Raw genomic sequence first — 25,760 nt, forward strand, 5'->3', positions numbered from 1 at the left:
CACTCAACATTGGCAAGCGTCCCGGGCCCGGTCAACCCACCGGCGCCCCTGGCGGCGAAGAACTGCGCCGGTGCTTGATCTGGGATAGCATCCGAGAACGTCCCCACGATACGGCCAGCACATGTCGACCCCGTCTCTCCCCGCTCATCCCCCCCGCCGCAACCGCTACCTGCTGATGCGCCACGGCCACAGCGAGGCCAATGCCCGGGGGCTGATCATCAGCACCCCGGAGCGTGGCCTGGCAGGCTTCGGGCTCTCGAGCCAGGGCCAGGCCCAGCTGGCGGAGCTGCTGGACGACTGGCGCTGGCCACGCCCCGAACGCCTGCTGCATTCCGACTTCCGCCGCACCACCGAGACCGCCGAGCGGGTCGCCCGGCACTTCGGCCTTGCCCCTGAATCCCATGTCGGTCTTCGCGAGCGCAGCTTCGGCACCCTGGAAGGCCTGGCGGACAGCCATTACGCGGACGCCTGGGCCCTGGATGCCGAGGACCCCGAGCACCAGGCCTTCGGCGTGGAGAGCGTCACCCGCGTGGCGAATCGCCTGCTCGCCGTGATCGCTGACCTGGAAGCCCAGGCGCAGGGACAGACCATCCTGCTGGTCAGCCACGGCGATCCGCTGCAGATCCTGCTCACCGCCCTGGAGGGGCGCCCGCTGAGCGCCCATCGCGACCGCACGCCGCTGGCACCGGCCAGCATCACGCTGCTGCCATGATGCCCGCGTCGCGCGACGCCACGGCTGCAGCGGCGCACCAACTGCTGTAGCATCTCGACTTCGCCGGCAAGGATGTCGGCGCGCCTCATCGCCACGATGTGCCTCCGGGAGGACCCCGATGCAACAGTTCCTGTTTCCCCGCCGCCCGCTGTCCCGCGGCACCCTGCTCACCTGTCACCTGCTGCTGCAGCTCGCCCTCGCGGCCGGGGCAGCCCTGTGGCTGGCGCCCCGCACTCCCTGGCTCGCCCCGCTGGGCTGGACGGAGGCCTGGCCAACGCTGGCGCTGGGCGGCGGCCTGTGGCTGCTGGTCGCGGTGGCCCTGCGCCTGCTCGCCGAGCTGTGGCTGCTGCCCCACCATCTGGCCGGCCAGCTCGGCGCCGGGCCGGTGATCACCCGCTCCTTCGAGCGCCGCCCGGCGGTGCATGACCCCGGCGCCGCCTGGACCAGCGACGCCCGCGCGCTGGACCCCGACGACAGCGTGGTGGGCAGCGCCCGGGTACGGCGCCCGGCCGAACCGCTGCGCACCCGGCAGGCCGCCCGGGAGCCCTCACTGGACCTGGCCGGCGGCCAGACCGAGACCACGCCGGCCCGGGAGCCGCGCCTCTAGGCCGAGGCAGCGCTCCACGGGCGCGGCTCAGTGGCCGAGGATCTGGCTGAGGAAGAGCCGGGTCCGCTCCGACTGGGGCGCGTTGAAGAAGGGCTCGGGGGCGTTCTCCTCGATGATCTGCCCCTGGTCCATGAAGATCACCCGATCGGCCACGGTCTTGGCGAAGCCCATCTCGTGGGTCACGCAGAGCATGGTCATCCCCTCGCGGGCCAGCTCGATCATGACGTCGAGCACCTCCTTGATCATCTCCGGGTCCAGCGCCGAGGTGGGCTCGTCGAAGAGCATCACGTCCGGGTGCATGCAGAGCGAACGGGCGATGGCCACCCGTTGCTGCTGGCCGCCGGAGAGCTGGCCCGGGTACTTGCGCGCCTGCTCGGCGATCTGCACCCGCTCCAGGTACTGCATCGCCTGGGCCTCGGCCTCGCGGCGCGACTTCTTCTGCACCCACATGGGCGAGAGGCAGCAGTTCTCCAGCACCGTCAGGTGGGGAAAGAGGTTGAAGTGCTGGAACACCATGCCGACGCTGCGGCGGATCTGCTCGATGCGCTTGACGTCCTGGGTCAGCGGCACGCCGCCCACCACGATCTCCCCCTCCTGATGCTCCTCCAGGTGGTTGATGCAGCGGATCAGCGTCGACTTGCCGGAGCCCGAGGGGCCGCAGATGACGATGCGCTCGCCGCGCCTCACGGTGAGGTCGATATCGCGCAGCACATGGAAGTCGCCGTACCACTTGTTGACGCCGCGCATCTCCACCATGGGGGTCTCGGCGCCGGCCCGGGTTGCCTGTTCATTCATTGTTTTCGTTCCTTACCGCTTGTGGCCGGTATGCAGTTTGCGTTCGAGGTACTGGCTGTAGCGCGACATGCTGAAACAGAAGATCCAGAACATGAAGGCGGCGAAGATGTAGCCCTCCAGGGCGAAGCCCAGCCAGCGAGAGTCCGAGAGTGCCGCCTGGACGATGCCCAGCAGGTCGAAGAGCCCGATGATCATCACCAGGGTGGTGTCCTTGAACAGCGAGATGAAGGTGTTGACGATGCCGGGGATCATCATCTTCAGCGCCTGGGGCAGCACGATCAGCCCCATGCGCTTCCAGTAGCCCATGCCCAGTGCCGCGGCCGCCTCCTCCTGCCCCTTGGGAATCGCCTGCAGGCCGCCACGCACCACCTCGGCCATGTAGGCGCTCTGGAACAGGGTGATGCCGATCAACGCGCGCACCAGGCGGTCGACGCTGACCCCGGTGGGCAGGAACAGCGGCAGCATCACCGAGGCCATGAACAGGATGGTGATCAGCGGCACTCCCCGCCAGAACTCGATGAACACCACGCAGAAGCTCTTGACGATGGGCATCTGCGAACGGCGGCCGAGGGCCAGCAGGATGCCGATCGGCAGCGCCGCCACCATCCCCACCACGGCGAGGATCAGGGTCAGCATCAGCCCGCCCCAGCGGTGGGTCTCCACCACCCGCAGGCCGAAGTAGCCGCCGTAGAGCAGCACATAGGCGACCACCGGGAAGCCCACCAGGGTGGCGACGGCCACCCAGCGCTTGAAGGGCAGCCGCGGAATGGCCAGCCAGGCGATCAGCGCCGCGAAGCCGGCGAAGACGATGTTCACCCGCCACAGCTCGGCCCGCGGGTAGAGCCCGTAGATGAACTGGGTCAGGCGGGCATTGATGAAGACCCAGCAGGCCCCCTCACGGGAGCAGTCGTCGCGGCTGGTGCCCACCCAGTCGGCATCGATGATCGCCCACTGGATCGTCGGCGCCAGCAGCAGGTAGAGCAGGTAGAGGCCCAGCAGGGTGAACACGCTGTTGACCGGGCCGCTGAACAGGTTGGCACGCAGCCAGGCCAGGGGGCCCACGGTGCGGATCGGTGCCGGTCGCGCCTCGATCATCTTGTCGCGAATCGTCATGGCGCTCTCCTAGCGTTCCACCAGCGCCACGCGGGCGTTGAACCAGTTCATGAACAGCGAGACCAGCAGGCTGATGGTGAGATAGACCGCCATGGTCATGGCGATCACCTCGATGGCCTGGCCGGTCTGGTTCAGGGTGGTGCCGGCGAACACCGAGACCAGGTCCGGATAGCCGATGGCGGTGGCCAGCGAGGAGTTCTTGATCAGGTTGAGGTACTGGCTGGTGAGCGGCGGGATGATCACCCGCAGCGCCTGGGGGATCACCACCAGCCGCAGCACCAGCCCCTGGGGCAGGCTGAGCGACTGGGCCGCCTCGGTCTGGCCGTGGGGAATCGCCTGGATCCCCGAGCGCACGATCTCGGCGATGAACGAGGCCGTGTAGATGGAGAGCGCCACCCACAGGGCGAGGAACTCCGGGATCACCGTGATGCCGCCGCGGAAGTTGAAGCCGCGCAGCTCCGGTACCTCCCAGGTCACCGGCACCCCGGTGAACACCAGCACGGCGAGCGGCAGCCCGACGATCAGCGCCAGCGAGATCCAGCCCGCCGGCAGCCGCCGCCCGGTGGCCTCGTGGCGCCGCCGGTTCCAGACCACCAGCACGATGCTGGCCACCACCGCCACCAGGGTGGCCAGCGGCACCAGCCCGAAGCCCGATTCGAACTGCGGTTCCGGCAGGTAGAGGCCGCGCACGTTGAGGAAGATCACCTCGCCGAAGGTGAGGCTGTCGCGGGCCGCCGGCAGGGTCCGCAGCACCGCGAAGTACCAGAAGAAGATCTGCAGCAGCAGCGGGATGTTGCGGAAGGTCTCGATGTAGCCGCTGGCCAGCCGGGCGATCAGCCAGTTGGGCGAGAGCCGTGCGATGCCCACGGTGAAGCCGATGACGGTCGCCGCCAGCACCCCCAGGGCCGAGACCAGCAGGGTATTGAGCAGCCCCACCAGGAAGGTGCGGCCATAGGTGCTCTGGGAAGAGTAGTCGATCAGGCTCTGGACGATGCCGAAGCCCGCGGTGTTGCCCAGGAAGCCGAAGCCGGTGGTGATGCCTCGCGCGGCGAGGTTGTCCTGGGTGTTGCCGATGATGGTGAGCATGAAGGCCGCAACGGCGGCCAGCAGCAGCACCTGGAAGAAGAGCGCCCGCTTGGCGCGGTCGCGCCAGAACGGGGGGCGTGGGCCCGCAGGGCGGCGGGCCGGGTGTCGAACGGACATGGGAAGTCTCCGCCTGGATCCGTCAAGCAGGATTCACGCCGGCCGCCCCGGATCTGCCGGGACGGCCTGCAGGGAAGGCGCCGGGGCGAGGGGTGCCGCCCCGGCCTCCGGGCTCAGCGGATCGGCGGGGCGTACTGGATACCGCCGTCGGTCCACAGGGCGTTGAGCCCGCGCTCGATCTCCAGCGGGGAGTCCATGCCGACGTTGCGCTCGAAGCTCTCGCCGTAGTTCCCCACCTGCTTGACGATCTGGTAGGCCCAGTCGGCGGAGAGGCCCATGCCCTCGCCGTAGTTGCCGTCCTGGCCAAGCAGGCGCGCGATGTCCGGGTCATCGGACTCGAGCATCTCGTCGACGTTGTCGCTGGTGATGCCCATCTCCTCGGCGTTGAGCATGGCAAACAGCGACCACTTCACGATGTTGAACCACTGGTCATCGCCCTGGCGCACCACCGGCCCCAGCGGCTCCTTGGAGATGATCTCCGGCAGAATCTTGGAGGCGTCCGGATCGGAGAGCTGGATGCGCAGGGCGGCCAGCTGGGAGGTATCCGAGGTGAGCACGTCGCAGCGGCCGGCCTCGTAGCCGCCCACGGTCTGCTCAGAGGTATCGAAGACGATGGGGTCGAACTCCATGCCATTGGCGCGGAAGTAGTCGGCGACGTTGAGCTCGGTGGTGGTGCCGGACTGCACGCAGATCGCCGCCCCGTCGAGCTCCTTGGCGCTGTCGATGCCCATCTCGGTGTGGATCATGAAGCCGATGCCGTCGTAGAAGGTCACCCCGGTGAAGTTTAGGCCCAGGGTGGTGTCGCGGGTGGTGGTCCAGGTGGTGTTGCGGGAGAGCACGTCCACCTCGCCGGACTGCAGCGCGGTGAAGCGCTCCACGGCGTTGAGCGACACGTAGCGCACCGCCTCGGCGTCGCCGAAGACCGCGGCGGCCACGGCGCGACAGACGTCGACGTCCAGGCCCTGCCACTCGCCCTCGTCATCCGGGGCCGAGAAGCCCGGGAGGCCGTCGCTGACGCCACACTGCACCGCCCCGCGGTTGCGGGTCTCCTCCAGGGTGGAGGCCTGGGCGACACCGGCGGCGGCCAGGGTCAGGGCGCCGGCGGAGGCCAGCAGCATCAGCTTGTTCTTCTTGTTCAGCATGGGGATCGTCCCTCGCTAGATGAGATCGTTGTCCATTGTTAAGACGTGCCGGAGCACGTCTCTGGACACTAGCAAGGATCGTTCCAACCCGGTTAGCCTGCCGCGATCGCGCCATTTCAACGCAAGCGGCGGCGGCCCCGCCCGGGTGCCGCGCACCATATCGCGCGGCCTCGCGAAGCCGCTCACCATTCGGGTGCATGCACGGACGAGGGTCGACTGGGCAGGGGCTCAGCGCAGCCAGCGCCGGAAGGCTGCCAGCAGCAGCACCGCGAAGGTAGCACCGAGGGAGTTGGCGAGGATATCGGCCCAGTCGCCGCCGCTGCGGCCCGGCACCGGGATCTGGGCGTATTCGATGGCGATGCCGTAGAGCACGGCAACCAGGAAGGCGAGCGGCAGGCGCACCCCGGCCAGGCCAATCAGCCCGGCGAGGCCCGCATAGCCGATGAAGTGGTTGAGCTTGTCCCACGGCAGGTTCGAGGGCATCTGGCTGCCCGGCGTCAGGCTGCCCAGGGCGATGGCCAGCGCCCCGAGAACGGCCAGCGCCGCCCAAAGGCGGCGCCGGTCGTGTAGACGTTCAAGCCAGGTCAGCAGGGGCCTCTCAGCCATGCTGGATCCGGCGGTGGTAGGCCGGGCTCAGCTCGTGCAGCGCCTCCATGAAGGCGGTGACGTTGTCCGGGTTGGTGAACTGGCTGATGCCGTGGCCCAGGTTGAAGACGTGGCCGGGCCCTGCGCCGTAGCTGTCGAGGATGCGCGCCACCTCGGCACGAATCGCCGCAGGACGGGCAAACAGCACGTTGGGGTCCAGGTTGCCCTGCAGCGCCACCTTGTGGCCGACCCGGGCGCGGGCATCGGACAATTCCGTCGTCCAGTCCAGGCCCACCGCATCGGGGCCCGCCAGGGCGATGTCCTCGAGCCACTGGCCGCCGTTCTTGGTGAACAGGATCACTGGTATCTTGTGCCCGTCGTGCTCGCGGATCAGGCCGGCGACGATCTGCTCCATGTAGCGCAGCGAGAACTCCAGGTAGGCCGGGGTGGAGAGTACGCCGCCCCAGGTATCGAAGATCTGCACCGCCTGGGCGCCGGCGCGAATCTGGGCGTTGAGGTACTCGGTGACCGCCGTGGCCAGGGTGTCGAGCAGGTCATGCATCACGCTGGGCGTGTCGTAGAGCATCGTCTTGACGTGGCGGAAGTCCTTACTGGAGCTGCCCTCCACCATGTAGGTGGCGAGCGTCCAGGGGCTGCCGGAGAAGCCGATCAGCGGCACCCGGCCGTTGAGCTCGCGGCGGATGGTGGAGACCGCCCGCATCACGTAGTCCAGGTCGCGCTCGGCATCGGGCACGCTGAGCGCCGCCACGTCCTCGGCGGTGCGCACCGGCTTGCGGAATTTCGGCCCCTCGCCGGTCTCGAAGTAGAGCCCCAGGCCCATGGCATCGGGAATGGTGAGGATATCCGAGAAGAGGATCGCCGCGTCCAGCGGATAGCGCTCCAGCGGCTGCAGGGTCACCTCGCAGGCTAGGTCATGGTTGCGGCAGAGATCCATGAAGTCGCCGGCCTCGGCGCGGGTGGCGCGGTACTCCGGCAGGTAGCGGCCGGCCTGGCGCATCATCCATACCGGGGTGCGGTCGACAGGCTGACGCGCCAGGGCGCGCAGAAAGCGATCGTTCTTGAGTTCCATGCAGGCGGTCATCCACGGGAAATGTCGCGCCATTGTAGCGCATCACCGCACGCCAGGCTTGACCGAGGCCAAGCTCCACGGTGGTGGCAGCGCCGGCTCGGCCTGATCTCAACCTGCCCGTGAGCCACGCCGCCGTTCCTGCTAGAATGGCCCACCACTCTGCGGCACCGCCCGCGGCCTGATACCGAGGTACCCAGTGACGATTCGCTTCATCGCCGCCTCTCGACTGCCCACCCCCTGGGCCACCTTCACCATGCACGGCTTCGAGGACGAGGCCACCGGCAAGGACCATATCGCCCTCACCCTGGGCGACGTGGCCGACGGCGAGCCGGTGCTGGGGCGGGTCCACTCCGAGTGCCTGACCGGCGACGCCCTCTTCTCGATGCGCTGCGACTGCGGCTACCAGCTCCAGGAGGCGCTCAAGCGCATCGCCGACGAGGGGCGCGGGGTGCTGCTCTACCTGCGCCAGGAGGGGCGCGGCATCGGCCTGCTCAACAAGATCCGTGCGTACCACCTGCAGGACCAGGGGGCCGACACCGTGGAGGCCAACGAGCAGCTCGGCTTCGGCGCCGACCTGCGTCGCTACGACCTCTGCGTGCCGATGCTCGAGCATCTGGGCATCGCCTCGCTCAGGCTGATGACCAACAACCCGCGCAAGGTCGAGGCTCTGACCAGCGCCGGTGTGCACATCGCGGAACGCGTCCCGCTGACCACCGGGCTCAACCCCCACAACGAGCAGTACCTCTCCACCAAGGCCGGCAAGCTCGGCCACATGATGGCGCTGGGCGACTTCACCCAGGCCAGCGACGTGGATATCGAACGCAAGGGCTGAGCGCACCGCGAGCCGCATAGGCCGCATAGAGAGAAGGGGCCTTCCATGTTGGAAGGCCCCTTCGCATGGTGGCCACCGCTGGTGGGCCAGCGGGCGATCTACTCGCCCAGCCGGGCGCGAATCGCGGCCTCGATGCCCGCGGCATCCAGGCCGCACTCGGCGAGCAGCTCGGCGGGCTTGCCGTGTTCCACATAGGCGTCCGGCAGCCCCAGGTTGAGCAGCGCCGCCTGCACGCCCTCGGCGGCCAGCAACTCGCCCACCGCGCTGCCGGCGCCGCCGGCCACCACGTTCTCCTCCAGGGTCACCAGCAGGTCGTGGCCCTCGGCCGCGGCCAGGATTGCCTCGCGGTCCAGGGGCTTGATGCTGCGCATGTTGAGGTGGGTGGCATCGAGGCGCTCGGCCACCTCGGTGGCCGGCGTGTTGAGGCTGCCGAAGGCCAGCAGGGCCACGCGTCGCCCCGGCTCGGCGCCGCTCTCGCGGCGCGTCTCGGCCTGGCCGATCGGCATCGGCTCCAGGTGGGCGGGGATCGCCTTGCCCGGGCCGGTGCCGCGGGGGTAGCGCACCGCGGCGGGGCCGGGATGGTGGTAGGCGGCGCTCAGCATGGCGCGGCACTCCGCCTCGTCGGCGGGCGCCAGCACCACCAGCCCGGGCACGCAGCGCAGGAAGGAGAGGTCCAGGCTGCCGTGGTGGGTGGGGCCGTCCTCGCCCACCAGACCGGCGCGATCGATGGCGAAGGTGACGTCGAGGTCCTGCACCGCCACGTCGTGGATCAGCTGGTCATAGCCGCGCTGCAGGAAGGTGGAGTAGATCGCCACCACCGGCTTCATACCCTCGCAGGCCATGCCGGCGGCCAGCGTCACCGCGTGCTGCTCGGCGATGGCCACGTCGAAGTAGCGCTCGGGATGCTCCCGGGAGAAGCGCACGAGGTCGGAGCCCTCGCGCATGGCCGGGGTGATGCCGATCAACCGCTCGTCGGCCGCCGCCATGTCGCACAGCCAGTCGCCGAAGACGTTGCAGTACTTCTTCTTCGACGCGGCGGGCTTGAGCGGCGGCGGCGTTTCGCCGTGCTTTTCCGGCTCGCTCTTTTCCAGCTTGGTGATGGCGTGGTAGCCGATGGGGTCGGCCTCGGCGGGCAGGAAGCCGCGCCCCTTGCGGGTGCGCACATGGAGGAACTGGGGCCCCTCCAGGTCGCGCAGGTTGCGCAGGGTCTGCACCAGCAGCGGCAGGTCGTGGCCGTCGATGGGGCCGATGTAGTTGAAGCCCATCTCCTCGAAGAGCGTGGCCGGGCTGACCATGCCCTTCATGTGCTCCTCGGTGCGCCGCGCCAGCTCCAGGGCCCCGGGCAGGTGGGAGAGCACCTTCTTGCCGCCCTCGCGCATGGTCAGGTAGGGCTTGCTGGAGAGGATTCGCGCCAGGTAGCTGGCGATGCCGCCGACGTTCTCGGAGATCGACATCTCGTTGTCGTTGAGCACCACCAGCAGGTTGGCGTCCACGTGGCCGGCGTGGGCCAGGGCCTCGAAGGCCATGCCGGCGGTCAGGGCGCCGTCGCCGATCACCGCGCAGGTGCGCCGCGTCTCGCCGCGGGCCCGGGCGGCCAGGGCCATGCCCAGCGCCGCCGAGATGGAGGTGCTGGAGTGGCCCACCCCGAAGGTGTCGTACTCCGACTCCGCCCGGCGCGGGAAGGCGGCCAGGCCACCGTGGTGGCGGATCCTCGGCATCGCCTCGCGGCGCCCGGTGAGGATCTTGTGGGGATAGGCCTGGTGGCCCACGTCCCACACCAGGCGGTCGTAGGGGGTCTCCAGCGCCTGGTGCAGCGCCACGGTGAGCTCCACGACGCCGAGGCCGGCCCCGAAGTGCCCCCCGGAGACCCCCACGCTGTAGAGCAGGTAGGCGCGCAGCTCGTCGGCCACCTGCGCCAGCTGCGCGGTGGACATGGCACGCAGCGCGGCCGGGGTGTCCAGGGTGTCGAGCAGCGGCGTGGCCGGACGCTCGGCGGGAATCTCGTCGAACAGCTTCATGGGCTCATCTGTCGTGTCAGTGGTCGCGCTCGATCATGTAGCGGGCCAGGGCCTTCAGGGGAATCGCGCCTTCGCCCAGCGGGGCGAGGGCCGCCACGGCCTCCTCCACCAGCTCGCCGGCGCGAGCGCGGGCGCCCTCGAGCCCCAGCAGGCTCGGGTAGGTGGGCTTGTCGCGGGCGGCATCCGCCCCGGACGCCTTGCCCAGGGTGGCGGTGTCGCCGGTCACATCGAGCACGTCGTCATGGATCTGGAAGGCCAGACCGATGGCGCGCGCGTAGTCTTCCAGGGCGGCCAGGCGCGGGTCCGTCTCGGCCACGGCGACGAGCCCGCCCAGGCGCACCGCGGCGCGAATCAGCGCGCCGGTCTTGTGACCATGCATGGTGGCCAGCGCTGCCACGTCGGGGTGGCCGCCCACGGCCGCCAGATCCAGCGCCTGGCCGGCCACCATGCCGTCGCGGCCGGCGGCCTCGGCCAGGGTGACCAGCATGGCGGCCAGCCGCGGGTGGGTGGAGCGGGCCAGCACCTCGAAGGCGAGCGCCTGCAGGGCGTCGCCGGCCAGGATCGCGGTGGCCTCGTCGTAGGCCTTGTGTACCGTGGGCTGGCCGCGGCGCAGGTCGTCGTCATCCATGGCCGGCAGATCGTCATGGACCAGGGAGTAGGCGTGGACCAGCTCGATGGCCATGGCCGGCGCATCCAGGGCGTCGTCCGCCGCGCCCAGGGCGCGACCGGCGGCATAGACCAGCACCGGGCGCAGCCGCTTGCCGCCCACCAGCACGCCGTGGCGCATGGCGGCATCCAGGCGCGGCACCGCGGCGCCCCGCTCGCCGAACAGCGCTTCCAGCCGGGCATCCACCCGGGCACGATCCGCGGCCAGGCCGGCCGCCAGGGTCTCAGCGTTCACTCTCATCCTCCGCGGGAGGGGCGAAGGGCGTCAGGGTCATGCCGCCCTCGGCGCCCTCGGTCAGGGTGCGCACCCTGAGCTCCGCCTCGTCGAGGCGGCGCTGGGCGTCGCGGGTCAGGCGAATGCCCTCCTCGAAGGCGGCCAGGGAGTCCTCCAGCGACAGCTCGCCGGACTCGAGCCGCTCCACGAGCCGCTCGAGGCGATCGACGGTGGTGGCGAAATCGGTCGCCTCCGCCCCGTCACTCTGCTGGCCATCGGGCCGCTGCCTGCGCTCCGCCATCGCTCTCCTCGCCCCGCTGCCGACTGCATCCGGCGTCTCGAAAGGCGACAGTATACACGCTCCCCCCCGGGGGTCGTCTGCCCCGGTGCCGGGTGCCCTGACTTGCATGGCGTTCATCTTGGCAGCGCAGCATTTTCATCCTGGCTCATGCCGGGCCTGTGCTAGAATAGCGCCTCTTTTTTCCTACCTGTCACTGCATGCGGCACGCGCCGGAAGGGGTTGATTCGACCATGGCCAAGACGTCCCTGGACAAGAGCAAGATCAAGGTCCTGCTGCTCGAGGGGGTCCACCAGAGCGCGGTGGACAATCTGCACAACGCCGGGTACTCGAACATCGAGCACCTGCCCACCTCGCTGGACGAAGCGGCGCTGATCGAGAAGATCCGCGACGTGCACTTCATCGGCATTCGCTCCCGCACCCAGCTCAACGAGCGCGTCTTCGCCGCTGCCGAGAAGCTGGTGGCCGTGGGCTGCTTCTGCATCGGCACCAACCAGGTCGACCTCACCGCGGCCCTGGTGCGCGGCATCCCGGTCTTCAACGCCCCCTACTCCAACACCCGCTCGGTGGCCGAGCTGGTGCTGGCCGAGGCGATCATGCTGCTGCGCGGCATCCCCGAGAAGAACGCCCTGGCCCACCGCGGCGGCTGGCAGAAGTCGGCGAAGAACTCCCACGAGGCCCGCGGCAAGACCCTGGGGATCGTCGGCTACGGCAGCATCGGCTCCCAGCTCTCCGTACTGGCCGAGTCGCTGGGCTTCGACGTCATCTATTACGACGTGGTGACCAAGCTGGGCATGGGCAACGCCCGCCAGGTGGGCAGTCTCGACGAGCTGCTGCGTCGTGCCGATGTGGTCAGCCTGCACGTGCCCGACCTGCCCTCCACCAAGTGGATGATCGGCGCCGAGCAGATCGCCTGCATGAAAGAGGGCGCCATCCTGATCAACGCCGCCCGCGGCAGCGTGGTGGTAATCGAGGCCCTGGCCGACGCCATCAAGGCCGGTAAGCTCAACGGCGCGGCCATCGATGTCTTCCCGGTGGAGCCCAAGGGCAACGACGAGGAGTTCGAGAGCCCGCTGCGCGGCCTGGACAACGTCATCCTCACCCCGCACATCGGCGGCTCCACCCTCGAGGCCCAGGAGAACATCGGCATCGAGGTCTCCGAGAAGCTGATCACCTACTCCGACAACGGCACCACCGTCACCTCGGTCAACTTCCCCGAGGTCGCCCTGCCGGCCCACCCGGGCAAGCATCGCCTGCTGCATATCCACGACAACGTGCCGGGCGTACTCTCCGAGATCAACCGGGTGCTCTCCGAGAACGGCATCAACATCGCCGGCCAGTACCTGCAGACCAACGAGAAGGTCGGCTACGTGGTGATCGACGTCGACAAGGCCTACGGCCCCCAGGCCCTGGATGCCCTGCGCCAGGTGGAGCACACCCTCAAGGTGCGCGTGCTCTACTCCGAGGCCGGCCAGCAGGCCTGACGCCTCACGCCACCTCCCGCAAGGCCCGCCGCCGCGTCATTCGACGCGGCGGTTTGTGTTCAGGGGCCTCGCTCCCCTTTCCATGGCCGGACTCTCCATGGTCGAACTCTCCATGGTCGAACTATCCATGGTCGAAGTGCGCGCCCACGGCCGCGCGCGCTAGGCTGGGCGTCAGACGCCGAACAACAACCGGGAGACCATGATGAGCGACTCGACTCCGCCCCTGCGGCGCCGCGATGAAGGCGGCGTGGCCACCCTGACCCTCAGCCGCCCGGAGAGCTTCAATGCCCTCTCCGAGGCGATGCTGGTCGCCCTCAAGGAGGAGCTCGGCCGCCTGGCCAACGATGGCAGCGTGCGCTGCGTAGTGATCGCCGCCGAGGGGCGTGCCTTCTGCGCCGGCCACGACCTCAAGCAGATGCGCGCCAACCCCGACAAGGCCTACTACCAGGAGCTCTTTGCCCGCTGCGGCCGGGTGATGCAGGCCATCGTCGAGCTGCCGATACCGGTGATCGCCCGAGTGCAGGGCATCGCCACCGCCGCCGGCTGCCAGCTGGTGGCCAGCTGTGACCTGGCCGTGGCCGCACGCTCCGCGCGTTTCGCCGTCTCCGGCATCAATGCCGGGCTCTTCTGCTCCACCCCGGCGGTGGCGCTGTCGCGCAACGTCAGCCGCAAGCGCGCCATGGAGCTGCTGCTCACCGGCGAGTTCATCGATGCCGAGACCGCCCGCGACTGGGGGCTGATCAACCGCGTGGCCGAGGACGACGCCCTGGACGACGCCGTGGCCGCGCTCACCGACAGCCTCTGCGCCAAGAGCGCGGTGGCGGTGCGCACCGGCAAGGCCATGTTCCAGCGCCAGCTGCAGATGCCCCTGGACGAGGCCTACGCCTTCGCCGGCGAGGTGATGGCCTGCAACATGATGGCCGAGGACGCCGGCGAGGGCATCGATGCCTTTATCGAGAAGCGCCCGCCGCAGTGGCGACATCGATAGTTCGGGGCGACATCGGTAGTTCGGGGCGACATCGATAGTTCAGGGCAGCATCGATAGCTCGGGGCGCCCTCGATAGCGCCGGGGGCCGGCGATCGCAAGGGTCGCCGGCCTCGTGCAGAGAGGGTGTGGAAGTGATTTCCGCAGGCGCGACAGCCCGCGGCCGACAGGGTATCCTGTGGCCCACAGCGGGCAACCGACACGAGGAGAGTCGAGGGTGAGCGAGGTCAAGCGCAGGACGGCGGGACGCCCCGCGGGATCGGGGAAGGCCAGCGGCGGCCACAGCCAGTCGCTGGTGCGCGGGCTCAACCTGCTCGAGCGCCTCTCGGCGAGCCCCGGGGGGCTTGCGCTCTCGGAGCTGGCCGAACAGGCGGATCTCGCCCCCTCGACGACCCATCGCCTGCTCCAGGCGCTGCAGGGACAGGGCTTCGTCACCCAGGACAGCGAGCTCGGCGTCTGGAAGATCGACGTCAAGACCTTCCGCATCGGCAACAGCTTCCTCGAGGCCCGCGACTTCGTGGCCACCAGCCGCCCCTTCCTGCGCCGCCTCACCGCCCTGACCGGCGAGACCGCCAACCTGGGCATCCGCGACGACGGCACCGCGGTGTTCCTAGCCCAGAGCGAGTCGTCCCAGATGATGCGCATGATCACCCGGCTGGGCTCCCGGGCGCCGCTGCACGCCTCCGGCGTCGGCAAGGCGCTGATGGCCTGGCTGCCCGACGACGAGCTCGAGCGCGTCCTCGCCGAGCGGGGCCTGGCCCGGGTTACCGAGAACACCCTGCACACGCCCGAATCGCTGCGCGCGGGCCTCGCCGAGATTCGCCGCCAGGGCTTCGCCTGTGATCGCGAGGAACACGCCATCGGCCTGCACTGCGTGGCCGCCTGCATCCACGACGAGCACGGCATCCCGCTGGCCGCCATCTCGGTCTCCGGGCCCGTGGCGCGCATCCCCGAGGCGCGCCTGCTGGAGCTGGGCGAGCTGGTCCGCGACACCGCCGCCGAGATCACCGCCCGGCTGGGTGGACGCCTCCCCGACGCCTGAGTCAATAGCCGATACATCGCGTTCGCTTGTGGCCTCACAGGCGGTATCATGTTGCGATGATCGCTACCGTGAGGCGGGCGCACCGCCGTCCCCTCGCGACACCCAACAGGCAAGCCTCAGAGTCTCGACATGTCATCCGCCACCGAATGCGTCTCCGCCCTCATCGATGACTTCCAGCAGCGCCGACCGATCCGCGCCGGCTCGCTGATCATCACCGTCTACGGCGATGCCATCGTGCCCCGCGGCGGCACCGTCTGGCTGGGCAGCCTCTCGAAGCTGGTGGAACCCATCGGCATCAACGAGCGGCTGGTGCGCACCTCGGTCTATCGCCTGACCCGGGAGACCTGGCTGCAGGGCGAGAAGGTCGGCCGACGGAGCTACTACAGCCTGAGCGGCCCGGGCAGGCGCCGCTTCGAGCAGGCCTTCAAGCGCGTCTACCACGGCGCCCAGGCCCCCTGGTCGGGCCAGTGGACCCTGGTGCTGCTGAGCCAGCTCGACAGCGCCCGCCGCCAGAAGGTGCGCGACGAGCTGGAGTGGCTCGGCTTCGGCCACTTCGCCCCGGGGCTGCTCGCCCACCCCATGCTCGGCCGCAGCGAGGCCATGGCCGCCCTGCAGGAGCTGGGGGCCGCCGACGAGGCCATCGTGATGCAGACCGAGGCCCTGGAGCCCCTGGCCAGCAAGCCGCTGCGGCTGCAGGTGCGCGAGAGCTGGAACCTCGACGAGCTGGCCGAGCACTACCAGCGTTTCCTGACCCTCTTCCGTCCGCTGTGGAAGGCCCTCAACGAGGAGAACCACCTCGACGAGGAGGCCTGCTTCATCGCCCGCACCCTGCTGATCCACGAGTACCGCCGGGTGCAGCTGCGCGACCCCCAGCTGCCCGACGAGCTGCTGCCCACCGCCTGGGAGGGTCGCAACGCCCACCAGCTGTGCCGCAACATCTATCGCATGATCTACCGGCGCGCCGAGAACTGGCTCGACCGCCACCTGGAGACCGCAGAGGGCCCGCTGCCGGCCCCTGGCCCCAGCTTCTACCGCCGCTTCGGCGGACTGGAGTAGTACCAGCGCCGCCACGCAAACGCCCCCTGCCATGGCTCATGGCAGGGGGCGTTTAGGTTGTCAGCACCGCGATGACAGCACCAACCGTTACCGATCGGCGGCTACTTGTGCCGGAACTGCGGCTTGCGCTTCTCGGCGAAGGCCGCCATGCCCTCCCGGCGATCCTCGAAGCCGAAGGTACTCTGGAAGGCGCGGCGCTCGAAGAGCAGCCCGGCCTGCAGGGTCATCTCGAAGGCCTGATCCACGGACTCGCGGATCATCTGCACCACCGGCCGGGAGTGAGAGGCAATGGTGGCCGCCAGGGCCAGGGCCTCGGCCTCCAGCTCGGCGGCCGGCACCACCCGGCACACCAGCCCGGCCCGCTCGGCCTCCTCGGCCTCCATCATGCGGCCGGTCAGGCAGAGCTCCATGGCCTTGGCCTTGCCAATGGCGCGCACCAGGCGCTGGGTGCCACCGGCGCCCGGCATGGTGCCGATCTTCACCTCGGGCTGGCCGAATTTCGCCGTGTCGCTGGCGATGATGGTGTCGCAGGCCATGGCCAGCTCGCAGCCGCCGCCCAGGGCGAAGCCGGAGACCGCGGCGATCACCGGTTTGCGACAGCGCGACAGGCGCTCCCAGGCCTGGCCGGCCGTATTGGGGAAGTCCTCGGCGAAGAGATCGGCGTGGGTGCGCTCGAGCATCTCGCCGATGTCGGCGCCGGCGGCAAACACCTTCTCGCCGCCGGTGATGACGATGGCGCCGATGGCCTCATCGGCCTCGAGGGCCTCGAGGGCCTCGGCCATCTCGGTGACCAGTCGGGCGCACAGGGCGTTGTAGGCCTGGGGGCGGTCCAGGCGAATCACGCCCACCGCCTCATGGGTCTCGACCCGGATCATCTCCTGGCTCATGACGACTGCTCCTTGGCGAGGGTCTGCTGCTTGGGCTGGGTGTCGCCGGCATTGAGGCGCGGCCGGTCGGCATCCAGTTCCGCCAGCGGCTCGCAGGGCTCCAGACTGTCGCGGCAGCGCTCGGTCAGCCGCTGATACTCCCGGGTGCCCTGCTGCTTCCAGGCCACTTCCTGATCGGTGAGCTCGCGCTTCACCGCGGCCGGCGCACCCATCACCAGAGACTGGGGCGGGCAGGTGAAGCCGGTCTTGACGAAGGCCGCCGCGGCGACGATGGAGCGGGCGCCGATCACGGCGTTGTCCATCACCACGGCGTTCATGCCCACCATGGCGTCCTGGCCCACCACGCAGCCGTGCAGCACGGCGCCGTGGCCGATATGGCCATCCTTCTCCACCTTGGTGACGCAGCCAGGGAAGCCATGCATCACGCAGGTGTCCTGAAGGTTGGCCCCCTCCTCCAGCACCAGCTGGCCGAAGTCGCCGCGCATCACCGCGCCGGGCCCCACGTAGCAGCCCGGCCCGACGATGACGTCGCCGATCAGCACCGCGGTGGGGTGCACGTAGGCGGTGGGGTGCACCACCGGGGTCACCCCCTCGAGTCGATAGCAGGGCATGACGCGCTCCTTCAGTCCAGCTTGCCGTGGCGACGGCTCTGCACCACCACGAAGCGACGGGCCACGAAGGCCTGGTCGCACAGGGAGGCGTTGGCCGCCGGGTTGCCGCCGGTGGCGTGGAAGTCGCTGTAGGCCGCGGATTGGTTGACGAAGACGCCACCGTCCAGGTTCAGCGACAGCGGGGCCGCCACTTCCATGGCCAGCTGCTCGAACTGCTCGGCCACGGCGTCATCGGTGGTGTAGGCGCCGAGGGTGATGGCACCCTTCTCGCCGATCACCTCGCGGGCCAGCTCGATGCTGTGGGCGGTGCTGTCGGTGGCGATCACGAAGCTGATCGGGCCGAAGCGCTCCTCGCTGAAGGCGTCGCGCTGGCTGGCGTCCACCTTGAGCAGCAGCGGGGTGTGGATGCGCGCCCTGGGGAACTGGGCGTGCTCGCGGGGCTCGCTGTCCAGCAGCACCTCGCCGAGGCCGCGGCACTCGTCGATGCGGGCGGCGGTGGCCGGCGACTGGATCGCCCCCAGCACGGCACAGGCACGGTCGTTGTCGGAGAGGAACTTCTCGACGGCCTTGGCGAGTGCCCCGGCCACCTCGTCGAAGGAGAGCTGACCCTCGGCGGTCTTGATGCCCCCCTTGGGCACGTAGATCGCCTGGGTGGTGGTGCACATCTGGCCGGAGTAGAGGCTCAGGGTGAAGGCCAGGTTCTGGGCCACCGGCTTGATCTGCTCGACGCTGTCGATGATCACGGTGTTGATGCCGGCCTTCTCGGTGAACACCTGGGCCTGGGTGGCGTTCTGCTCGAGCCACTCGCCGAAGGCGTTGGAGCCGGTGAAGTCGATCAGCTTCACGGCAGGATCCAGCGCCAGCTCCTTGGTCACCGGGGCCTCGGCGGTGTCGGGCATCATGCTGACCAGGCAGGGGTCGAAGCCGGCCTCCTCGAGCACCTCCTGGGCGACGCGAGCGGTCATGGCCACCGGCAGGATGGCGGCCGGGTGCGGCTTGAGGATCACCGGGTTGCCGGTGGCCAGGCTGGCGAACAGGCCCGGGTAGGTGTTCCAGGTGGGGAAGGTGGAGCAGGCCACCACCAGGGAGATGCCGCGGGGCACGATGTGGTAGCGCTTGTCGAGCACCAGGGGGTCATGCTTGCCCTGGGGCTTCACCCACCTGGCGGTGGCCGGCACCCGGGACATCGCCTGCCAGGCGTAGGTCACGGCCTCGAGGCCACGGTCCTGGGCGTGGGGGCCACCGGCCTGGAAGGCCATCATCGGCGCCTGGCCGCTGGTGTGGGTCACCGCCTCGGCGATGTCGGGGCTCATGGCGTTGAGGCGCGCCAGGATCTCCAGGCAGACGCCGACCCGGGCCTCGGCGCCGGCGTCGCGCCAGGCGGGCATGGCCGCCTGCATGGCGGCGATCAGCGCGCCCTGCTCGGGCTGGTCATAGGTCACGCCCAGCTCGAAGCCGTAGGGGGAGACCTCGGCACCCACCTGGCCGGCCACCGCCGGTACCTTGAGGGCGTAGTGCTGCTTGAGCATCGCCTCAAAGCGCTGGGACGCCCCCTTCACCGCCTCCTCCGGATACTTCCTGATGTTCTCCGGATAGGGGCTCCAGAAACCGCGGGTGGTGATGGCCTCGACGGCCTGATCGAGGGTCTCGCGATGACGGTCGAGCATCTGCTGGGCTTGCTGTGACATGGGTGGCTCCTGCCATGAGCGGCTTTATTCGATACGGGATAGCACGAAAGACTATCCATAGCGTAACGAAACATCAAACCACGCCGCCGCCGCCGGCTCCTTACCGCCCGCCGCGATAGCCAGAAAACCCTTTCTATATTAGCGCTTTGAGCAAATTTTCTGCCGCCAGACCGCCAACTTTCGACCATGGTCTAACCTGCCGGCCTGCGCGGGGCTATCTTCAAGATAACCCTCTGACAAGACAGCATAAATTGGAACAGCTCGAGCAAACACGATACATCATTGCCTGACTGTGCAAGTTGATGCGTATCAAAAAAAACCTATACTCGGCCTCAATAGCCGCCCGTGCAGGCCACGGGCCAGCCACCCGCGCCGACGCCGCGCCAGAGACGAGGACACCATGCCGAACCACCTGTTCGTCGAGGAGCCGCAGAGAGGGGTGCTGCGCATCACCCTGCACCGCCCCGAGGCGCTGAACGCCCTCAACACCGCCCTGCTGGGGGAGCTGGCCGAGACCCTGACCGCCGCCGAGCAGGACGCCGAGGTCCGCGCGGTGGTGATCACCGGCAGCCAGCGCGCCTTCGCCGCCGGCGCCGACATCAAGGAGATGGCCGAGCGCGACCTGGTGGGCATCCTCGAGGACCCCCGCCAGCGCCACTGGGCCACCATCGCCCGCTTCGGAAAGCCCATCATCGCCGCGGTCAACGGCTTCTGCCTGGGTGGCGGCTGCGAGCTCGCCATGCACGCCGACATCCTGATCGCCGGCGAGGATGCCCGCTTCGGTCAGCCCGAGATCAACCTCGGCATCATGCCCGGCGCCGGCGGTACCCAGCGCCTGGTGCGCGCCGTAGGCAAGGCGCTGGCCACCCAGATGGTGCTCACCGGCGAGCCGATCTCCGCCCGCCGCGCCCTGGAGGCCGGTCTGGTCAGCGAGATCACCCAGCCCGAGCTGACCGTGGAGCGCGCCGTCGCCGTGGCCGAGACCATCGCCACCAAGGCGCCGCTGGCCGTGCGCCTGGCCCGGGAGGCGCTGCACAAGGCCGAGGACACCGACCTGGCCACCGGCCTGCGCTTCGAGCGCCACGCCTTCACGCTGCTGGCCGGCACCCGGGATCGCGAGGAGGGCATCCGCGCCTTCCAGGAAAAACGCCCCGCCACCTTCAGCGGCCACTGATACACAGGAAACCGATCATGAGTGAAGCGCCCCTGCTCTATACCGTGGAAGACGGCGTCGCCCGCCTCACGCTGAACCGCCCCGACAGCCTCAACAGCTTCAATGCCGAGCTGCACGCCGAGATGCGCCAGGCCCTCAAGGCCGTGCGCCAGGACAAGAGCGTGCGCGCCCTGCTGCTGACCGGCAACGGCCGCGGCTTCTGCGCCGGCCAGGACCTCTCCGACCGCAACGTGGCCCCCGGCGCCGAGGCGCCGGACCTGGGCGAGTCCCTGGAGAAGCGCTACAACCCCATGCTGCGCACCCTGCGCGACCTGCCCTTCCCCACCATCTGCGCGGTGAACGGCGTGGCCGCCGGCGCCGGCGCCAATATCGCCCTGGCCTGCGACATCGTGCTGGCGGCCCGCTCGGCCAGCTTCATCCAGGCCTTCTGCCGGATCGGCCTGGTGCCGGATTCCGGCGGCACCTGGAGCCTGCCGCGCCTGGTGGGCATGGCCCGCGCCAAGGGGCTGGCGATGCTGGGTGACAAGCTCAGCGCCGAGCAGGCCGAGCAGTGGGGCATGATCTGGAAGGTGGTGGATGACGAGGCCCTGCAGGACGAGGCCCTGACCCTGGCCCGCCACCTGGCCACCCAGCCGACCCGCGGCCTGGCGCTGATCAAGCGCGCCCTGCACGCCAGCGCCGACAACGACTTCGACGCCCAGCTCGACCTGGAGCGCGACCTGCAGCGCCTGGCCGGCCGCACCGATGACTACCGAGAGGGCGTGGCTGCCTTCATGGAAAAACGCAAGCCCAGCTTCAAGGGGGAGTGAGATGCCCGCCCTCGCAACCAGTGACATCATCGCCGTGATCGGCGCCGGCGCCATGGGCGCCGGCATCGCCCAGGTGGCGGCCCAGGCCGGCCACCCGGTGCGCCTCTACGACAACCGCGACGGCGCCGCCCAGGCCGGCATCGACGGCGTGCGCCGCCAGCTCGAGAAGCGCGTGGCCAAGGGCAAGATGGCCCAGGCGGACGTCGACGCCATCATCAGCCGCATGACCCCGGCCGCCACCCTGGCGGAGCTGGCCGACAGCCGCCTGGTGGTGGAGGCGATCGTCGAGAACCTCGAGGTCAAGCGCAGCGTGTTCGCCGAGCTCGAGGCCCTCTGCGGCCCCGACACCCTGCTTACCAGCAACACCTCGTCGCTCTCCATCACCTCCATCGCCGCCGGCCTCGAGCGCCCCGAGCGCGTCGCCGGCCTGCACTTCTTCAACCCCGCGCCGGTGATGAAGCTGGTCGAGGTGATCTCGGGCCTGGCCACCGACGCCGAAGTCGCCGAGACCCTCTACGCCACCGCCGCGGCCTGGGGCAAGGTGCCGGTCCACGCCAGCTCCACGCCGGGCTTTATCGTCAACCGCGTCGCCCGCCCCTTCTACGCCGAGGGGCTGCGCCTGATGCAGGAGGGCGCTGCCGCCCCCGCCACCCTGGACGCCCTGCTGCGCCAGGCGGGCGGCTTCCGCATGGGCCCCTTCGAGCTGATGGACCTGATCGGCCACGACGTCAACTACGCCGTGACCCGTTCGGTGTTCGACGCCTACTACGGCGACACCCGCTTCGAGCCCTCCCTGGTGCAGCTCGCGCTGGTGGAGGCCGGGCGCCTGGGCCGCAAGAGCGGCCAGGGCTTCTACGACTATCGAGAGGGTGCCACCTCCGTCGCACCCGACTTCGCCCCCGCCGCCGAGGCGGCACTGCCGCCCCTGGTGGCCGAGGGCCAGCTCGGCGCCATCGCCCCCCTGGTGGCCCGGGCCGAGGCGGCCGGCCTCGAGGTGGTACGCCGGGAGAGCATCTCCGGCGAGGCGCGCCTGCGCCTGGACGGCCTGACCTTGGCCCTGAGCGACGGCCGCTGCGCCGCCGAGCGCGCCCGGGACGAGGGCCTCGAGGCCCTGGTGCTCTTCGACCTCTGCCTGGACTATGAGACCGCCAGCGCCATCGCCCTAGCGGCGAGCCCCGGCGTCGACGCCGAGGCCCGCACCCTGGCCACCGCGTTCTTTCAGCGCCTGGGCCTGGACGTTGCCTGGCTCACCGACACCCCCGGCCTTGCGGTGCTGCGCACCGTGGCCATGCTGGCCAACGAGGCCGCCGACGCCGTGCTGCAGGGCGTGTGCAGCGCACGGGATGGTGATCTCGCCATGCAGGCCGGCGTCAACTACCCCCGCGGGCCCCTGGCCTGGGCCGACGCCCTGGGCCTGGCCTTCGTCCATCGCACCCTGACCCATCTGCAGCAGAGCTACGGCGAGGAGCGCTACCGCCCCTCCTTCCTGCTGCGCCGCAAGGCCCTGGCCGAGGAGACCTTCCATGTCTGATCGCGAGCTGAGCCCGCAGCAGCTGGCCGAGGCCTGCGCCGAGTCCATGTTCGCCCGGGACAACGCCAGCCAGAACCTCGGCATGCGCATCGAGAGCGTGGCCCCCGGCCGTGCCGTGCTCACCATGACCGTGCGCGAGGACATGGTGCAGGGCCACGGCAACTGCCACGGCGGCTTCATCTTCGCCCTGGCGGATTCCGCCTTCGCCTTCGCCTGCAACACCTACGACGAGGCCACCGTGGGGGCAGGCTGCAGCATCGACTACCTGGGCCCGGGCCAGCTGGGCGACGTGCTCACCGCCACCGCCGAGGAGCGCAGCCGCCGGGGTCGCACCGGCATCTATGACATCACCGTGCGCAACCAGCACGGCGACGAGGTCGCCCTGTTCCGTGGGCGCTCCTACAAGATCCGCGGCACCGTTCGCCGCCTGGAAGAGACCGCCGCAGAGAGCCAAGCATGAAAGACGCCCTGATCATCGACGCCATCCGCACCCCCATCGGCCGCTATGGCGGCGCCCTCTCCCCGGTGCGTCCCGACGACCTGGGCGCCGTGCCCCTGCGCGCCCTGATGGAACGCAACCCCTCGGTGGACTGGACCCGCATCGACGACATCTTCTACGGCTGCGCCAACCAGGCCGGCGAGGACAACCGCAACGTGGCGCGCATGTCGGCGCTGCTGGCCGGCCTGCCCGTGGAGGTGCCCGGCACCACCCTGAACCGCCTGTGCGGCTCCGGCATGGACGCCATCGGCAACGCCGCCCGCGCCATCAAGGCGGGCGAGGCGGGGCTGATGATCGCCGGCGGCGTCGAGTCCATGTCCCGGGCACCCTTCGTGATGGGCAAGGCCGAGCAGGCCTTCTCGCGCAGCGCCGAGATCTTCGACACCACCATCGGCTGGCGCTTCATCAACCGCCAGATGAAGGCGCAGTTCGGCGTCGACTCCATGCCGGAGACCGCCGAGAACGTGGCCGAGCAGTTCAATATCTCCCGCGAGGACCAGGACGCCTTCGCCCTGCGCAGCCAGCAGCGCACCGCCGCCGCCATGGAGGCGGGCCGCCTGGCCGAGGAGATCGTCCCGGTCGAGGTGCCGCGCCGCAAGCAGGCGCCGCTGGTCGTGGATACCGACGAGCACCCCCGCGCCTCCACCACCCTGGAGCAGCTGGCAGGCCTGCCCACCCCCTTCCGCGAGGGCGGCAGAGTGACCGCCGGCAACGCCTCCGGGGTCAACGACGGCGCCTGCGCCCTGCTGCTCGCCTCGCCGGAGGCGGCCGAGCGCTACGGCCTCAAGGCCCGCGCCCGGGTGATCGGCATGGCCACCGCCGGCGTCGAGCCGCGCATCATGGGCTTCGGCCCGGCCCCCGCCAGCCGCAAGGTGCTCGAACAGACCGGCCTGACCCTCGACCAGATGGACGTGATCGAGCTCAACGAGGCCTTCGCCGCCCAGGCGCTGGCCGTGACCCGCGACCTGGGCCTTGCCGACGACGCCGAGCACGTCAACCCCAACGGCGGTGCCATCGCACTCGGCCACCCGCTCGGCATGAGCGGCGCCCGCCTGGTGACCACCGCCCTGCATGAACTGGAACGCCGGCAGGGACGCTATGCGCTGTGCACCATGTGCATCGGCGTGGGTCAGGGCATCGCCCTGATCATCGAGCGCCTCTGAGACAGCGCACAACGACATTCCCCTGCGACCGGAGATTCCGATGAACCAGATCGTCAAGCGTATCGACACCGCCAGCCTCGACCACCTGGAGACCGCCAGCATCGACGAGCTGCGCGCCACCCAGACCAAGCGCCTGCAGTGGAGCCTCAAGCACGCCTACGACAACGTGCCCTTCTACCGCGACTCCTTCGACCGCGCCGGCGTCCACCCCGGCGACATCAAGAGCCTCGAGGACCTGGGCAAGCTGCCCTTCACTACCAAGGCGGACCTGCGCGACAACTACCCCTTCGGCATGTTCGCCACGCCGATGAGCGAGATCGTCCGGGTCCACGCCTCCAGCGGCACCACCGGCCAGCCCACCGTGGTGGGCTACACCCAGCGTGACATCGACACCTGGGCCGACGTGGTGGCCCGCTCCATCCGCGCCGCCGGCGGCACCCGCAACGACAAGGTCCACGTGGCCTACGGCTACGGCCTCTTCACCGGCGGGCTGGGCGCCCACTACGGCGCCGAGCGCCTGGGCTGCGCGGTGATCCCGATGTCCGGCGGCCAGACCGAGAAGCAGGTCCAGCTGATCCGCGATTTCCAGCCGGACATCATCATGGTCACCCCCTCCTACATGCTCAACATCGCCGACGAGATGGAGCGCCAGGGGATCGACCCGCATCAGCTGCCGCTGCGCGCCGGCATCTTCGGCGCCGAGCCCTGGACCAACGACATGCGCACCGCGCTGGAGAAGCGCCTGGGCATCGACGCCCTGGACATCTACGGCCTCTCCGAGGTGATGGGCCCGGGCGTGGGCATGGAGTGCCTGGAGACCAAGGACGGTCCGACCATCTGGGAGGACCACTTCTACCCCGAGATCATCGACCCGGTCACCGGCGAGGTGCTCCCGGACGGCGAGTATGGCGAGCTGGTCTTCACCACCCTCACCAAGGAAGCCCTGCCGGTGATCCGCTACCGCACCCGCGACCTCACCCGCCTGCTGCCGGGCACCGCGCGCCCGATGCGCCGCATCGACAAGATCACCGGCCGCAGCGACGACATGCTGATCATCCGCGGCGTCAATGTCTTCCCGACCCAGATCGAGGAGCAGCTGCTCAAGATCGAGCAGCTCTCGCCCCACTACGAGATCGAGGTCACCCGCCAGGGCAACATGGACATGGTGCGCGTGCGCGTCGAGGCGTGCAGCAACGACGTCGCCCGCGACCCGTCGGCCTGCGAGCAGCTGGCCAAGCGCCTGCAGCACGCCATCAAGACCTACGTCGGCATCAGCACCCAGGTCGACGTCTGCGGCGTGGAAGAGGTCATGCGCTCCGTGGGCAAGGCCAAGCGCGTCAAGGACCTGCGCTGAGACCGCCCACCCCATCCTGACACCCCTTCATGTGGTCGCTCTCGGCCGCTTTCACGCCCCCGCAAGGGGGCTTTTTTGTGTCGCCTTGTCACCGCGCCACCCGCACGCCCCTTCCCCCCGCGATGCGGGGGCTACGCGGCGCCTATCGGCGAGACGCGGAAGAACCGACGCCTTAGCCTATGGTCTAAAGCGACACACAAGA

25 protein-coding genes are annotated in these 25,760 nt (G+C 69.7%); 13 read left to right on the forward strand and 12 right to left on the reverse strand.

What is annotated here, in order from left to right:
• Positions 1-121 precede the first annotated feature (121 nt).
• Positions 122-712 carry a histidine phosphatase family protein gene (locus tag HIR79_RS00630; protein ID WP_249322210.1) on the forward strand — a complete coding sequence of 197 codons (591 nt, stop codon included), beginning with the start codon at positions 122-124 and terminating at the stop codon, positions 710-712.
• 118 nt (positions 713-830) lie between these two features.
• Entirely contained in the window at positions 831-1,319 is a 489-nt protein-coding gene (locus tag HIR79_RS00635; RefSeq protein ID WP_169956023.1) for a hypothetical protein, read from the forward strand.
• Positions 1,320-1,346: 27 nt separating this feature from the next.
• On the opposite strand, the gene HIR79_RS00640 is transcribed toward HIR79_RS00635, so the two are convergent.
• From HIR79_RS00640 to hemE, 6 genes are all read right to left on the reverse strand, one after another.
• Entirely contained in the window at positions 1,347-2,075 is a 729-nt protein-coding gene (locus HIR79_RS00640) for an amino acid ABC transporter ATP-binding protein (RefSeq protein ID WP_169959418.1), read from the reverse strand.
• 51 nt (positions 2,076-2,126) lie between these two features.
• Positions 2,127-3,227 carry an amino acid ABC transporter permease gene (locus HIR79_RS00645; protein WP_169956025.1) on the reverse strand — a complete coding sequence of 367 codons (1,101 nt, stop codon included), beginning with the start codon at positions 3,225-3,227 and terminating at the stop codon, positions 2,127-2,129.
• A 9-nt stretch (positions 3,228-3,236) separates the two neighbouring features.
• Positions 3,237-4,430, reverse strand: coding sequence for an amino acid ABC transporter permease (locus HIR79_RS00650; protein WP_169956027.1), 1,194 nt, complete (start codon positions 4,428-4,430; stop codon positions 3,237-3,239).
• Positions 4,431-4,543: 113 nt separating this feature from the next.
• Positions 4,544-5,572, reverse strand: coding sequence for an amino acid ABC transporter substrate-binding protein (locus HIR79_RS00655; protein WP_169956029.1), 1,029 nt, complete (start codon positions 5,570-5,572; stop codon positions 4,544-4,546).
• Positions 5,573-5,800: 228 nt separating this feature from the next.
• On the reverse strand, positions 5,801-6,178 hold the full coding sequence (locus HIR79_RS00660; RefSeq protein WP_169956031.1) for a VanZ family protein: 378 nt from the start codon (positions 6,176-6,178) through the stop codon (positions 5,801-5,803).
• Positions 6,171-7,247 (reverse strand): uroporphyrinogen decarboxylase, encoded by a 1,077-nt coding sequence (gene hemE / locus HIR79_RS00665; RefSeq protein WP_169956033.1) that lies wholly within the window; start codon positions 7,245-7,247, stop codon positions 6,171-6,173. Before hemE ends, HIR79_RS00660 begins: the two co-directional genes overlap by 8 nt.
• Positions 7,248-7,443: 196 nt before the next feature.
• Between hemE and ribA the strand changes: the two genes are divergently transcribed.
• Entirely contained in the window at positions 7,444-8,079 is a 636-nt protein-coding gene (gene ribA / locus HIR79_RS00670) for a GTP cyclohydrolase II (RefSeq protein WP_110069058.1), read from the forward strand.
• Positions 8,080-8,177: 98 nt separating this feature from the next.
• Here ribA and dxs read toward each other — a convergent pair whose 3' ends face one another.
• From dxs to HIR79_RS00685, 3 genes are read right to left on the reverse strand one after another with little or no spacing between them, the layout of a single operon-like run.
• Complete coding sequence (gene dxs, locus HIR79_RS00675) at positions 8,178-10,097, reverse strand: 1-deoxy-D-xylulose-5-phosphate synthase (protein WP_169956035.1); 1,920 nt, start codon at positions 10,095-10,097, stop codon at positions 8,178-8,180.
• Between the two features lie 16 nt (positions 10,098-10,113).
• Positions 10,114-10,998, reverse strand: a complete 885-nt coding sequence (locus HIR79_RS00680; RefSeq protein ID WP_240407699.1) for a polyprenyl synthetase family protein — start codon at positions 10,996-10,998, stop codon at positions 10,114-10,116.
• Positions 10,988-11,278 carry an exodeoxyribonuclease VII small subunit gene (locus HIR79_RS00685; protein WP_110069061.1) on the reverse strand — a complete coding sequence of 97 codons (291 nt, stop codon included), beginning with the start codon at positions 11,276-11,278 and terminating at the stop codon, positions 10,988-10,990. Before HIR79_RS00685 ends, HIR79_RS00680 begins: the two co-directional genes overlap by 11 nt.
• Before the next feature lie 230 nt (positions 11,279-11,508).
• On the opposite strand from HIR79_RS00685, the gene serA reads away from it, so the two are divergent.
• The 4 genes from serA (at position 11,509) to paaX (ending at position 15,842) form a co-directional block, all read left to right on the forward strand.
• Positions 11,509-12,759: a phosphoglycerate dehydrogenase gene (gene serA, locus HIR79_RS00690; RefSeq protein ID WP_169956037.1), complete on the forward strand. Its 1,251-nt coding sequence runs from the start codon at positions 11,509-11,511 to the stop codon at positions 12,757-12,759.
• A 202-nt stretch (positions 12,760-12,961) separates the two neighbouring features.
• Positions 12,962-13,747: an enoyl-CoA hydratase gene (locus tag HIR79_RS00695; protein ID WP_211620887.1), complete on the forward strand. Its 786-nt coding sequence runs from the start codon at positions 12,962-12,964 to the stop codon at positions 13,745-13,747.
• A 214-nt stretch (positions 13,748-13,961) separates the two neighbouring features.
• A complete protein-coding gene (locus tag HIR79_RS00700) occupies positions 13,962-14,786 on the forward strand; it encodes an IclR family transcriptional regulator domain-containing protein (protein WP_169956041.1) in 825 nt (274 codons plus the stop codon).
• A 129-nt stretch (positions 14,787-14,915) separates the two neighbouring features.
• On the forward strand, positions 14,916-15,842 hold the full coding sequence (gene paaX, locus HIR79_RS00705; protein ID WP_119023112.1) for a phenylacetic acid degradation operon negative regulatory protein PaaX: 927 nt from the start codon (positions 14,916-14,918) through the stop codon (positions 15,840-15,842).
• A 101-nt stretch (positions 15,843-15,943) separates the two neighbouring features.
• Here paaX and HIR79_RS00710 read toward each other — a convergent pair whose 3' ends face one another.
• Genes HIR79_RS00710 through paaN form a run of 3 tightly spaced genes read right to left on the reverse strand, consistent with a single transcriptional unit; the run spans position 15,944 to position 19,028 of the window.
• Positions 15,944-16,729 carry an enoyl-CoA hydratase-related protein gene (locus tag HIR79_RS00710; protein WP_119023113.1) on the reverse strand — a complete coding sequence of 262 codons (786 nt, stop codon included), beginning with the start codon at positions 16,727-16,729 and terminating at the stop codon, positions 15,944-15,946.
• Positions 16,726-17,340: a phenylacetic acid degradation protein PaaY gene (gene paaY, locus HIR79_RS00715; RefSeq protein ID WP_169956043.1), complete on the reverse strand. Its 615-nt coding sequence runs from the start codon at positions 17,338-17,340 to the stop codon at positions 16,726-16,728. Before paaY ends, HIR79_RS00710 begins: the two co-directional genes overlap by 4 nt.
• 11 nt (positions 17,341-17,351) lie before the next feature.
• Complete coding sequence (paaN, locus tag HIR79_RS00720) at positions 17,352-19,028, reverse strand: phenylacetic acid degradation protein PaaN (protein WP_169956045.1); 1,677 nt, start codon at positions 19,026-19,028, stop codon at positions 17,352-17,354.
• 400 nt (positions 19,029-19,428) lie between these two features.
• On the opposite strand from paaN, the gene paaF reads away from it, so the two are divergent.
• From paaF to paaK, 6 genes are read left to right on the forward strand one after another with little or no spacing between them, the layout of a single operon-like run.
• Positions 19,429-20,202, forward strand: a complete 774-nt coding sequence (paaF, locus tag HIR79_RS00725; RefSeq protein WP_169956047.1) for a 2,3-dehydroadipyl-CoA hydratase PaaF — start codon at positions 19,429-19,431, stop codon at positions 20,200-20,202.
• A 17-nt stretch (positions 20,203-20,219) separates the two neighbouring features.
• A complete protein-coding gene (gene paaG / locus HIR79_RS00730; protein ID WP_119023117.1) occupies positions 20,220-21,011 on the forward strand; it encodes a 2-(1,2-epoxy-1,2-dihydrophenyl)acetyl-CoA isomerase PaaG in 792 nt (263 codons plus the stop codon).
• A 1-nt stretch (position 21,012) separates the two neighbouring features.
• On the forward strand, positions 21,013-22,542 hold the full coding sequence (gene paaH / locus HIR79_RS00735; protein ID WP_169956049.1) for a 3-hydroxyacyl-CoA dehydrogenase PaaH: 1,530 nt from the start codon (positions 21,013-21,015) through the stop codon (positions 22,540-22,542).
• The gene (gene paaI / locus HIR79_RS00740) at positions 22,535-23,002 is read left to right on the forward strand and encodes a hydroxyphenylacetyl-CoA thioesterase PaaI (protein ID WP_119023119.1); all 468 of its coding nucleotides are present in this window, start codon (positions 22,535-22,537) and stop codon (positions 23,000-23,002) included. The genes paaH and paaI overlap by 8 nt, the downstream gene beginning before the upstream one ends.
• Positions 22,999-24,204 carry a 3-oxoadipyl-CoA thiolase gene (pcaF, locus tag HIR79_RS00745; RefSeq protein WP_119023120.1) on the forward strand — a complete coding sequence of 402 codons (1,206 nt, stop codon included), beginning with the start codon at positions 22,999-23,001 and terminating at the stop codon, positions 24,202-24,204. The genes paaI and pcaF overlap by 4 nt, the downstream gene beginning before the upstream one ends.
• Positions 24,205-24,244: 40 nt before the next feature.
• Positions 24,245-25,558, forward strand: a complete 1,314-nt coding sequence (gene paaK / locus HIR79_RS00750; RefSeq protein WP_119023121.1) for a phenylacetate--CoA ligase PaaK — start codon at positions 24,245-24,247, stop codon at positions 25,556-25,558.
• Positions 25,559-25,760 lie beyond the last annotated feature (202 nt).

It is taken from the genome of Halomonas sp. PGE1 (assembly GCF_013000985.1).
Taxonomy (GTDB): Bacteria; Pseudomonadota; Gammaproteobacteria; order Pseudomonadales; family Halomonadaceae; genus Halomonas; species Halomonas alkalicola.

What these genes read in the sequence shown, in the direction of transcription:
- HIR79_RS00630 (WP_249322210.1), top strand. Translation starts at nt 122, where the DNA reads ATGTCGACCCCGTCTCTCCCCGCTCATCCCCCCCGCCGCAACCGCTAC.
- HIR79_RS00635 (WP_169956023.1), top strand. Translation starts at nt 831, where the DNA reads ATGCAACAGTTCCTGTTTCCCCGCCGCCCGCTGTCCCGCGGCACCCTG.
- HIR79_RS00640 (WP_169959418.1), bottom strand. Translation starts at nt 2,075, where the DNA reads ATGGTGGAGATGCGCGGCGTCAACAAGTGGTACGGCGACTTCCATGTG.
- HIR79_RS00645 (WP_169956025.1), bottom strand. Translation starts at nt 3,227, where the DNA reads ATGACGATTCGCGACAAGATGATCGAGGCGCGACCGGCACCGATCCGC.
- HIR79_RS00650 (WP_169956027.1), bottom strand. Translation starts at nt 4,430, where the DNA reads ATGTCCGTTCGACACCCGGCCCGCCGCCCTGCGGGCCCACGCCCCCCG.
- HIR79_RS00655 (WP_169956029.1), bottom strand. Translation starts at nt 5,572, where the DNA reads ATGCTGAACAAGAAGAACAAGCTGATGCTGCTGGCCTCCGCCGGCGCC.
- HIR79_RS00660 (WP_169956031.1), bottom strand. Translation starts at nt 6,178, where the DNA reads ATGGCTGAGAGGCCCCTGCTGACCTGGCTTGAACGTCTACACGACCGG.
- hemE (WP_169956033.1), bottom strand. Translation starts at nt 7,247, where the DNA reads ATGGAACTCAAGAACGATCGCTTTCTGCGCGCCCTGGCGCGTCAGCCT.
- dxs (WP_169956035.1), bottom strand. Translation starts at nt 10,097, where the DNA reads ATGAAGCTGTTCGACGAGATTCCCGCCGAGCGTCCGGCCACGCCGCTG.
- HIR79_RS00685 (WP_110069061.1), bottom strand. Translation starts at nt 11,278, where the DNA reads ATGGCGGAGCGCAGGCAGCGGCCCGATGGCCAGCAGAGTGACGGGGCG.
- serA (WP_169956037.1), top strand. Translation starts at nt 11,509, where the DNA reads ATGGCCAAGACGTCCCTGGACAAGAGCAAGATCAAGGTCCTGCTGCTC.
- HIR79_RS00695 (WP_211620887.1), top strand. Translation starts at nt 12,962, where the DNA reads ATGAGCGACTCGACTCCGCCCCTGCGGCGCCGCGATGAAGGCGGCGTG.
- paaX (WP_119023112.1), top strand. Translation starts at nt 14,916, where the DNA reads ATGTCATCCGCCACCGAATGCGTCTCCGCCCTCATCGATGACTTCCAG.
- HIR79_RS00710 (WP_119023113.1), bottom strand. Translation starts at nt 16,729, where the DNA reads ATGAGCCAGGAGATGATCCGGGTCGAGACCCATGAGGCGGTGGGCGTG.
- paaY (WP_169956043.1), bottom strand. Translation starts at nt 17,340, where the DNA reads ATGCCCTGCTATCGACTCGAGGGGGTGACCCCGGTGGTGCACCCCACC.
- paaN (WP_169956045.1), bottom strand. Translation starts at nt 19,028, where the DNA reads ATGTCACAGCAAGCCCAGCAGATGCTCGACCGTCATCGCGAGACCCTC.
- paaF (WP_169956047.1), top strand. Translation starts at nt 19,429, where the DNA reads ATGCCGAACCACCTGTTCGTCGAGGAGCCGCAGAGAGGGGTGCTGCGC.
- paaG (WP_119023117.1), top strand. Translation starts at nt 20,220, where the DNA reads ATGAGTGAAGCGCCCCTGCTCTATACCGTGGAAGACGGCGTCGCCCGC.
- paaH (WP_169956049.1), top strand. Translation starts at nt 21,013, where the DNA reads ATGCCCGCCCTCGCAACCAGTGACATCATCGCCGTGATCGGCGCCGGC.
- paaI (WP_119023119.1), top strand. Translation starts at nt 22,535, where the DNA reads ATGTCTGATCGCGAGCTGAGCCCGCAGCAGCTGGCCGAGGCCTGCGCC.
- pcaF (WP_119023120.1), top strand. Translation starts at nt 22,999, where the DNA reads ATGAAAGACGCCCTGATCATCGACGCCATCCGCACCCCCATCGGCCGC.
- paaK (WP_119023121.1), top strand. Translation starts at nt 24,245, where the DNA reads ATGAACCAGATCGTCAAGCGTATCGACACCGCCAGCCTCGACCACCTG.